General features: G+C 51.1%; 1 protein-coding gene. It reads left to right on the forward strand.

Annotated features, from left to right (window positions below; all coding sequences use genetic code 11):
* Positions 1–646: lyase family protein (locus A918_RS0113155; RefSeq protein WP_022711515.1), on the forward strand; the 646-nt coding region annotated here is incomplete at its 5' end.
* Between the last annotated feature and the right edge of the window lie 80 nt (positions 647–726).

The following is a 726-nucleotide window of genomic DNA, read 5'->3' on the forward strand; positions in this document are numbered from 1 at the left end:
GATGTATTTCTCGGTTCTGGCGGTTATCGCGTCTTCTGTTGAGCGTCTGGCTGTTGAAATCCGTCATCTGCAGCGCACAGAAGTGCTGGAAGCGGAAGAATATTTCTCACCGGGTCAGAAGGGTTCGTCGGCAATGCCGCATAAGCGCAACCCTGTGCTGACAGAAAACCTGACCGGTCTGGCCCGCATGGTTCGTTCCATGGCACTGCCTGCGATGGAAAACGTAGCTCTGTGGCATGAGCGCGATATTTCTCACTCTTCCGTTGAACGCATGATCGGCCCTGATGCGACGATCACACTCGACTTCGCCCTCGCCCGTCTGACCGGCGTGATCGAGAAGCTGCTTGTTTATCCTGAAAACATGATGAACAACCTGAACAAGTTCCGCGGTCTGGTGCATTCACAGCGCGTGCTACTGGCTCTCACTCAGGCTGGCGTATCCCGTGAAGATTCCTACCGCCTCGTTCAGCGCAATGCGATGAAGGTATGGGAACAGGGCAAAGACTTCCTCGAAGAACTGCTGGCTGATGCAGAAGTGCGTGCAGCACTCTCCGAAGAGCAGATCCGCGAGAAATTCGACCTCGGCTATCATACCAAACACGTTGATACGATTTTCAACCGAGTGTTTAACACGCAAGCAAAATAATACCGTGTTTCACACGCAAAAATAAACTACGTGTTTAAGCAATAACTTAACGACGTGTTTTTAAATAATAGGAAGCCCAA

Source organism: Pseudochrobactrum sp. AO18b, from assembly GCF_000409565.1.
Lineage (GTDB): Bacteria > Pseudomonadota > Alphaproteobacteria > Rhizobiales > Rhizobiaceae > Pseudochrobactrum > Pseudochrobactrum saccharolyticum.